Genomic DNA, 9,299 nt, shown 5'->3' with positions numbered 1-9,299 from the left:
AACTATTAAAGTATTCTTATTTGTCAGGATACGCATAGTCCCCTCTCGACATTCCGAACAACAGCCTTGTCCGGAATCAGACTTTTATTTGAATTAGTACAACCGTTCCCAACCCAACTGCTAACCACAACGTCACCAACCGCAACAAAACCGTCGCCGCAATCGCATCTGCCAATTCCACGCCACTCGACACCAGCAACCCCACCATTACTGCTTCGGTGCTACCGAGCCCACCCGGCATGAAACTCAACGCCCCCGCCAACATGGCCACCGCATAAATAAAGATCGCTAACGTCAGGCTCACGTCCGCGCCCATCGCCTGCAAAATCCAGTAAAACGCCAATGCTTCAAGCCCCCAGGCCAGCAGGCTCAATAGCGTTGCGCCCATGACGCGACGAGGGGAATGACAGCGGCGCGACTGACGCAATACCTGAACGGCATGCCCCAGCAACCGCGAGAATCTGTCGTGCCGTTGCTCAGTGCGACGATCAATCGCGCTGGCAAGGCTTGGCGAAAACATCATCGATGCACCGCATGCCAGGAGGACGAGACTGGCAACGACCATCGACAACCATTCCGGATGCGCGCTCAAACCGAACAATGCCAGGCCCACCATCGCCAGCAGGTCCGCAAGCCGCTCACTGAACAGCGCGGCAAAGCTCTGTGCGTAAGGCACCTCCAAACGTTTGAGCAAAACACCGCGCAACGCCTCCCCGGCCTTGCCGGGAGTAGTCGTCAGGGCGAATCCGGCCAGGTAGATGTTCAAGCCCGGCCGCCAAGGCAACCGGTGACCCAAGGCAGACAGATAACCCTGCCAACGCAAAAAACGCAGACCGTATCCAAGCAAAATCACGCCGACGATTTGCCCGCACTGCCACCAACCTACTCGACTGACCGCCGCGCTCACCGCCGACCACCCACCCCACAGGGAAACAGCGAGATAAGCGAGGGCGGAGCAGATCACCGAGCCAATCAAAACGCGGTAACGCCACCCGGATAACATCAGCGTCTGATTCACAGGTTCAGCCTCTTGAACAGCGGCTGCGGCATCACCCGAATCAGCCACATGATCAGCCCCCAAAACCCGGGCACATACAGCACCGCCACCTGTCGATTGATCCCTCTGACTATTCGCCGGGCAACCGTATCCGGTTGCGCTACAAGCAAGGAGGGCAGCGCCAGCCCTTGCGTCATGGGCGTGTCGACTAACCCGGGCTTTATCGTGATCACATGCACACCCGCCTTGAACAAGCGTACCCGCAAGCCTTCGCAGAACGTGGAAACCGCCGCCTTTGCCGCGCCGTACAGGTAATTGGAAGGTCGTCCTCGATCCCCGGCAACCGAGGAAATGACCGCCAGCGTGCCGTACTGCTGGACAGCCATGCGGTTTGCCAACAGCGTCAACAGCGCGATCATTGAACTGCCGTTATTGGCGAACTGCTCCATGGCCTGTTCAACGTGTTGTTCGCACGCGTACTGATCTGGCAGCGAGCCATAGGCAATCAGACAGATATCCACCGTCTGCAACGTCGCCAGGCATTTCTCGTACATGACCGGATGTGCCGCGATATCAATGGCGTCCATGACGTACGTGGTCACGGCTCTGGCACCTCGAGCCTGCAGATCGATGCTGGTTTGCTGAAGCTTTTGCGCATCCCTGCCAACCAGGAACAATTCGCTGCGATCAGCCGCCCACAATCGTGCGCAAGCACAGGCAATCGCCGAGGTGGCGCCCACAATCAGTATTTTTTTCATCGAGTGACTCGCTGCCAGAAACGGGACATCAGGGTCGGATCGCGCATCGCTTCCAGTTGCTCCCAGGCGGGATAGGCCTGGCGAAAATCGCTACCGCTCATGTGAGCGTCCTTGGCTGGGTACAAACGACCGCCTGCTTCCCGCACGATGGCGTCGAGACGCGGCAGAAGTTTTTTCGGCAGATCTATGTCGTGTGGAAAGTCCAGCGCCAATGAAGTACCGGGCATAGGAAAGGAAAGCCATCCCGGCGAAGGAATGTCGCCACAACGCTTGAGCACCGCGAGGAAAGAGCCACTGCCGCTGCGCGCAATCGACTTGAGTAATTCGGCCAGTGCCACGGCTGCACCCGAGGCCGGCAATACGCACTGAAATTGCTGGAAACCTCTGCGTCCGTAGATACGATTCCAGTTTTCGATACGGTCCAGCGGATAGAAGAACGAGCTGTAGCCAACCTTTTGATGTTGTCCGTTCGTTGGCTGCCGTTTCCAGTAGTGATCGTTGAACAGTTTCAAGGTGAGCGAATTGATCAGCGATACCGGAGGGCGGATCGGGACAGACAGAGAACGTGGTGCAGCGATCTCAAGGGGCCCCGCCACGCAATGATCACCAGCCGTGAAGCATCCGCGCCCTAGCGCATTGCCCTTGGCCAGGCAATCAATCCACGCGACGCTGTATTCATGCTGCGCATCCATGTCGGCCGACAGGGCAAAAAAATCATCCAGACAGTCAAAACGCACCCGTGTGCTGTCGATCAGGCTCGACTGGATCTTGCGCAGACGAATGCGCACCCAGGTAATCACGCCCGTCAGGCCGAGCCCGCCGATGGTCGCAGCAAACCACTGAGGATTTTCCCGCAGCGAACAGACCATCGGCGATTGCACGGATCGGTGCAGTTCGAAACACACCAGCGAATGAGCAAACGTGCCGCAGCGATGGTGATTTTTCCCGTGGACGTCATTGGCTACCGCCCCACCCAGCGTTACATGCCGCGTACCGGGCGTGACGGGCAAAAACCAGCCACGGGGAATGGCGAGTTGTAAAATCTCGCCCAGTGTCACGCCGGCTTCAGCGCAGATCTCACCCTTTTCCCAGTCGGCTTCGATGAAGCGGTTCAGAGGACGCAATTGCAGCACATGATCGCTTGCAGCCATGCAGCTATCGCCATAGCTGCGGCCATTGCCAAACGGCAAAGTTGTCCCGTGTGATTCGATCAACTGCTGCCACTGCGGTCTGATATCGGCTCGCCATTGGCAAGGATGACCAGTTTGTGCTGCAAAGGGGTAGTTGCCCCATGACGAAAGTAACAATGGTGTCACCTCCTATCCTTGGTAAAAATCCAACGAATAATTTTTAGGTTACTGAACATAGATGAGCTCAAATTGACGACTCGGATATGCTTTGCGAAACTCAGCCAATACAACCTTCAACTTGTCAGCGGATGCCGAGTCCACTGCATACAAAGAGACAGAACTCTCGGCTGAAGTTATATTCGGAACTGCCAATTTCAAAATAGCAACTTTCAGGAAATTGGCAGGACGCCCGGCGAACCACTCTTCATAAATAAAAGCGTATTTGACATTATGCCGCTTCATCAGCCCCCCGATCCACAACGAGTCTTTTTGCTTACGTCTCAACAGTAAGGCCTCATAACTAGCCAGACCCGCGAGATCCAATATGTAATTGTCTGTCGCCAACGAAACAAGTCCCAGATCGTTAACCGCCACGGCTTCATTCAAACGACCGACAATCATTGACATCATATATTGCTGATTATAGATATTTGCGGATGCCCAAGGAGTGCTTAATGTTACGTAGACAAGCCCAGTGAACGCCACGGGCAAGCAGCTGAATACAAGCACCATCCCCCTCCCGACGAGTTGCGTGCTACAGATTGCGAGGATCAACATGGCGACGAATACCAGCCAGTAAATTTCATATCGCCCGTACCAACCCGACTTGCCGAATACCATATGAAGTAACGTAACGCTGAGCAGCAGCCATATCACCGATTTATTCCCAGCGAAAAACGCGCAAACCATCAATACCGTGTAGACCACCCACCCCCATTGGCCGTATTGCGTTAAAACATGCAGCCCCAATGACGCCATATCATTGATATCGCTTTTGGCAAGCACTGAAGAGGGTAACCAGCCCAGCCCCAGGCTGTTCAGGAAAAAACTGAAAGAGACCAGGGCGAGCAGTATTGCAATAGCGCAAAACAAAGGCTTTTTACGTTCAACATTGATCAATAGATAAATTAACGTCGGCAGCGAAACGGCCAGTCCCTCATAACGCACCAGTGGCAACAAAAAAATGGCGAAATACGTAAAGTTCGTTATTTTCTCTTCCTGCAAATACTCCCGCCGAACAATACTTGCAGCAATAAAAGCCGTCAGAGCGACCTGCAGGCTATGCTCCATGCCATTATAAACAAGACCATATAAATTAAATGAGCAAAATATGGCAAACGTGATCAACGCTGCGTATTTGCAACCGAGACTCTTTAGAAGATTGAATATCAACAAAAACGTCAAAAACGCAAACACTGCATGCAGCGCTAACGGCACATAAAAAAATACGCTGCCTAGATATGAAAAAGGCGCCAGTAGAAAGGGCCATATGATACTTGACGACGGCGCAGAGTATTCATGAAGATTTATTCCGTAATGGCCATTCCAGATATTTCTGGCCATCTTCATATGTATGTAGGGGTCATCCAGCGTATAAATCATAACCCCAGAGTTCATCACCAACGTCGACAACAACAACAAACCCGTCGGCACAAAAAAAACCAGTATCGCAATCCTCATATCCGAGGTATTGATGCGAGAGTTGCGGTAGAAATTTTCGACGTTCAGCTGACTCATATTCGAACTCCATTCGAAGCAAAAATCTGTCAAAAGACGCAGGTCCCGCCATAGCGCCTGCGATGGCAAGTCGAGTGGCTCATGCCGCCACCCAGAAAATCAGGCAGAACGCCGTTCCCATCACCAGACTCAAGCGATCACGCAGTGCGAAAACCACCGGATCCTCATTCATGCGGCCGCGATGCGTCAGCAGCCAGATACGAGTGATCCAGAACAGCATCAATGGGCAGGCAAACCAGAGCCATCGGGGATATGCATACAACTCGGTAGTTGCGCTGTCATGGATGTAAAGCGCCAGCACCAGGACAGCGAGATAACCGGATGCGGCCCCCAAAGAGGAGAGCATTGCCAGGTCCGCAGGAAAGTAGTCGCGGCCGCCGGTCTTACCGGTGATGCCGCCGTGCAGCGCCAGCAACAGCTCGGCATAACGCTTGACCAGCGCGAGGCTCAAAAACATGAACATGGAAAAAGCCAGCATCCACCCCGTCAGGTCGAGGCCAAACGCGGCGCCACCGGCAATGATGCGCAAGGTATAAAGCAGCGCCAAGGCGATCACATCCAGTGCCATCAACCGCTTCAGCGCCAGCGAATACACCAGCGTCAAAATGTAATAACAGGCGAGCACGGCAACGAATGGATGAGGCAGCCACAACCAGGCACCGATGAACGAAGCTGACAACAGCAGGGGAAAAACCACCAGACCGGACTGGATAGATAACGATCCACTGGCGAAGGGTCGATTGCGTTTGGTCGGGTGCTTGCGGTCATCGTTCAGGTCGAGCAAGTCATTCAGGAGATAGACGCTCGATGCACACAAGCCGAAAAGTATGAAGGCCAGCATGCCGCGCCCCAACAGCAGCGGATTGGCCATTAGATGCGCCGCAAGAAGGGGAACGAAAATCAGCACATTCTTCATCCATTGATGAATGCGCAAGGCTTTGTACAAACTTCTGAAATACGTAACGCGAGAGTGAACCACCTGGGCTACGTTATCCAGATGCCGGGCGGCACGTTGGACGCCCGCTAGCGGATTGACGATATAAGCTTGCCTGGCCGACCGCCAGATCGGCAGATCGTCCAGCGAATTGCCGATGTAATCGAAACTTTTCTCCCCATATAACGCCACCAGCGCATCACGTTTGTTCGTTCCCGAAAGGTTCTGCTCGAGGGTTGAACCCAGAACGTCATCAAACACCTGCAGATGCTCGGCGATCCGCACTGCCAATGTGTAATGACTGGCTGTGGCGAGAACAATTTTCCGACCGGCGTTGCGCTGTTCCTCGATCATCCGGAGTACGTCGAGATCATAGGGCAAAGTCGCGACATCGATGTCCGTCGCCATTGCCAGTCGATCTTTCAGATACGCCTTGCCATGCCAGAGCCAGGGTAAGAGTTTCAGGCAGTGCAATGGTTTGCTGCGGACAAAGGACATCACACATTCGAACAGCAGATCAGATTTGACGAGGGTCCCGTCCAGATCAACCACGAAGGGCATTGAAGTAGCGCAGGGCGCTGACATCGGCAGTACGTCAGGCGGAGAGACGTTCATGCCCGTCGCCCTGGAAAAAGGACAAAGCGGAAAACGCAGTACCCTGAAACAATATTCACCAGCGAAAACGAAGCGACCGTCACAAGCCCCGACAAGCGCCAGACGTCCCCGATGACACCCACGCCATAACTGACGCCGCCCATCAGGCCGATGAACATCAGATAGGGAAATACCGGCGTTTCCCTTTCAAAGATATAAAGCATGTTCAGATAGAAAGAGAGCGCAGCAGCTACGCAGAACGCCGCAAAGTTGCTGGCCGCCTGACTCAGGGCGGCCGCCTGACAGAGCACGAAAAATATTTGCCAATGGATGAGCGCATCGGCCAGTCCGATAACGGTAGTTGCAGAGAATCCTTTCATGGTGGTTGCCAGCCGCTTCCAGACGACGGACCTCCAAGCTAGGTCAGAGCTTGAAAACGGTCTACTGTCAGAAATTACAGGTCGAGGGCTGTATCCGACCAGCGGTCATCTTGTCGTACTCACGTGTCAATTGCTCATCGCGTGCGATTTCAATGCGTTCACCGTTAATCGCCGTGCCCATAAAACCAAAAGCCCCAATCTCTCGATCAGGGCTTCGTTGTTTACGCACTTACGGTTCAAGAAACCGAACGCACCGAACCTTGCGACACTTGCGTCGGCTGCAACTTGAACACGTAAAACAACGCCGTCAGCAACACCAGAAACGCCGGCCCGACATACAGTGCCACGCGGGTGTCGGGGAAGTACGCCATCAGGCCGACCACCAGTACCAGAAACGCCAGGGCGAAGTACGAACTGACCGGGTACAGCCACATCTTGTACTTGAGGCCGGCACGTTCGCTGGCGCTCAGGCCTTGGCGGAATTTCAGCTGGGCGAGAAGGATCATCACCCAGGTCCAGATCGCACCGAAGGTGGCAATCGAGGTGACCCAGACGAAGACTTTTTCCGGCACCAGATAGTTAAGCACTACACCCAACAGCAACACCGCAATCGACAGCAACAACGCGCGGCGTGGCACGCCGTTGTTCGAGGTCTTGGCGAAACCGGCCGGGGCCTGGCCGTTCTGCGCCAGGCTGTAGAGCATGCGCCCGGTGCTGAAGATGCCGCCGTTGCACGACGACAGCGCCGCCGTAATCACCACGAAGTTGATGATACCGGCGGCGGTCTTGATGCCCAGCCGCTCGAAGGTCATCACAAACGGGCTGCCCTGGGTGCCGATTTCGTTCCACGGGTAGATCGACAGAATCACGAACAGCGCACCGACGTAGAACAGCAGAATCCGCCAGAACACCGAGCCGATCGCGTCAGGAATGGTCTTTTGCGGGTTCTTAGCTTCACCGGCGGTCAGGCCGATCATCTCGACACCGAGGTAGGCGAACATGACCATCTGCAGCGACATCAGCACACCGGTCACGCCGTTGGGCATGAAACCGCCGTGCGCCCACAAGTTGGAAATGCCCAGCGCCACGCCGTCATTGCCGAAACCGAAGGCGATGATGCCGACGCCGCCGATGACCATGGCAATGATGGTGACAATCTTGATCAGAGCGAACCAGAATTCGAACTCGCCGAAGGCTTTCACCGCGATCAGGTTGATCGAGCCCATGCTGATCAACGCCGCCAGGGCCCAGATCCAACGCGGCACATCCGGGAACCAGATACCCATGTACACCGCCACCGCAGTGATTTCCGCGACGCAGGTCACCAGCCACAGAAACCAGTAATTCCAACCGGTGAGAAAGCCTGCCAGCGGACCGAGATAGTCCTGCGCGTAGCGGCTGAACGAACCGGCCACCGGGTTATGCACGGCCATTTCGCCAAGGGCGCGCATGATCACCAGGATCGCCAGACCGCCAAGGATGTAGGAAAGCATGATCGCCGGACCGGCCATCTGGATGGCTTTGGCCGAGCCGAGAAACAGGCCGACGCCGATACAGGCACCGAGCGCCATCAGGCGGATATGCCGTTCGCCGAGTTCTCGTTTGAGCGGACCGCCCGAAGCGGTGTCGCCGTGCGGCAGAGGATTGCCAACTGGCATAGGGGTACAACCTCGTCTTGTTATTGGATATGACCACCGGGTTTCGAAGCATCGGCCGATAGGCCTTGGCTGGGCAGGAAACCGCGTCGGCTTCGTGGGCAGACGCGTCTTGCAGGGCGGGCCTGAAAGATCAGCGGGGCGTGCAGTATAAAAAGCTCAGGGCAGGATTTTTCACTCTAAAAGTCACAACATTCAGCGACAACTCTCGGCAATAGTCGGTTCTGCGGAGAGGCATTACCTGCATTACGTAGGAAAAGTCGCCACTGAAAAAGCCGCGAAGTATTGCACAGCGATGGTGCAGCGTCATGTTTCAGCCCTGGGGCATTTGATCCGCTGTGTGATGTCTCGCCTCGCTTGATCACGGATAAATCGCCGGACGGATTCAGAAATTTCGCTCAACAGTTGCAGCGCCGAGCGGGGCGGCCAACCACTAACCTTTGAAAAAGCCAGGAGCACATGCAAGGAAGCTCACATGCCAGTCCGTCCCAACTCCCACCGTCTGCGCCAAGGTCGTTTCTCGGAAAACGGTCGTGCCTACTTCATCACCTCAGTCATCCACGAACGCCAGCCCGTATTTGCAGATTGGCAGACCGGCCGGTTACTGGTTGCAGAACTGCGCCGGGCTCATGAGCAAGGAGTCGCGCAGTCCATCGCCTGGGTTGTCATGCCTGACCACTTTCATTGGCTGATGCAATTGCAACGCGGCTCACTTGGCGAAGTCATCGGCGGTGTAAAGGCTCGCTGTACGCATGCGGTTAACAGAAAAACCGGACGTCACGGACCGCTGTGGCAAACCGGCTACCATGACCGAGCGATCCGTGACGGCGAGGACCTGGAGCCCTTCGCCCGCTACATCATCAATAATCCTTTGCGAGCCGGGCTGGTCGATAACCTCGGTGATTACCCGCTTTGGGATGCCTGGTGGCTCTGAGCGCAATAGTTCTATGGAATAGGTGGATTTCTTCCTCACACAGACAACATCCTGGGATATGAACAGCCTCGCCACAGGGAGTCCATTGCTCACACAGACACATCATGGGGATGTGAACAGCATCCTTGTGGCGAGGGGATTTATCCCCGCTGGGCTGCGAAGCAGGCGCAATTTGCTCAC

The 9,299-nt window shown here is 55.2% G+C and carries 8 protein-coding genes; 1 reads left to right on the top strand and 7 read right to left on the bottom strand.

Annotated features, from left to right (window positions below):
* Positions 1 to 76: 76 nt before the first annotated feature.
* The 7 genes from F8N49_RS21130 to F8N49_RS21100 all read right to left on the bottom strand — a co-directional run bounded on the left by F8N49_RS21130 (position 77) and on the right by F8N49_RS21100 (position 8,188).
* Positions 77 to 1,018, bottom strand: a complete 942-nt coding sequence (locus F8N49_RS21130; protein WP_151552414.1) for a lysylphosphatidylglycerol synthase transmembrane domain-containing protein — start codon at positions 1,016 to 1,018, stop codon at positions 77 to 79.
* On the bottom strand, positions 1,015 to 1,755 hold the full coding sequence (locus F8N49_RS21125; RefSeq protein ID WP_151552412.1) for an SDR family oxidoreductase: 741 nt from the start codon (positions 1,753 to 1,755) through the stop codon (positions 1,015 to 1,017). Before F8N49_RS21125 ends, F8N49_RS21130 begins: the two co-directional genes overlap by 4 nt.
* Positions 1,752 to 3,071, bottom strand: coding sequence for an FAD-binding oxidoreductase (locus F8N49_RS21120; RefSeq protein ID WP_122706542.1), 1,320 nt, complete (start codon positions 3,069 to 3,071; stop codon positions 1,752 to 1,754). Before F8N49_RS21120 ends, F8N49_RS21125 begins: the two co-directional genes overlap by 4 nt.
* A 39-nt stretch (positions 3,072 to 3,110) precedes the next feature.
* Positions 3,111 to 4,622 (bottom strand): hypothetical protein, encoded by a 1,512-nt coding sequence (locus F8N49_RS21115; protein ID WP_151552410.1) that lies wholly within the window; start codon positions 4,620 to 4,622, stop codon positions 3,111 to 3,113.
* Positions 4,623 to 4,701: 79 nt separating this feature from the next.
* The gene (locus F8N49_RS21110; RefSeq protein ID WP_256675485.1) at positions 4,702 to 6,171 is read right to left on the bottom strand and encodes a UbiA family prenyltransferase; all 1,470 of its coding nucleotides are present in this window, start codon (positions 6,169 to 6,171) and stop codon (positions 4,702 to 4,704) included.
* A complete protein-coding gene (locus F8N49_RS21105; RefSeq protein WP_110646217.1) occupies positions 6,168 to 6,530 on the bottom strand; it encodes a GtrA family protein in 363 nt (120 codons plus the stop codon). The genes F8N49_RS21110 and F8N49_RS21105 overlap by 4 nt, the downstream gene beginning before the upstream one ends.
* A 236-nt stretch (positions 6,531 to 6,766) precedes the next feature.
* Positions 6,767 to 8,188, bottom strand: a complete 1,422-nt coding sequence (locus F8N49_RS21100; RefSeq protein ID WP_151552408.1) for an amino acid permease — start codon at positions 8,186 to 8,188, stop codon at positions 6,767 to 6,769.
* Between the two features lie 472 nt (positions 8,189 to 8,660).
* Here F8N49_RS21100 and F8N49_RS21095 point away from each other — a divergent pair, with 472 nt between their 5' ends.
* Positions 8,661 to 9,119: a transposase gene (locus tag F8N49_RS21095; RefSeq protein ID WP_110646215.1), complete on the top strand. Its 459-nt coding sequence runs from the start codon at positions 8,661 to 8,663 to the stop codon at positions 9,117 to 9,119.
* The last annotated feature ends 180 nt before the right edge of the window (positions 9,120 to 9,299 follow it).

Source organism: Pseudomonas sp. GXM4 (assembly GCF_008923895.1).
Classification (GTDB): domain Bacteria; phylum Pseudomonadota; class Gammaproteobacteria; order Pseudomonadales; family Pseudomonadaceae; genus Aquipseudomonas; species Aquipseudomonas atacamensis.
This window is presented reverse-complemented; position numbering and strand designations above follow the sequence as displayed.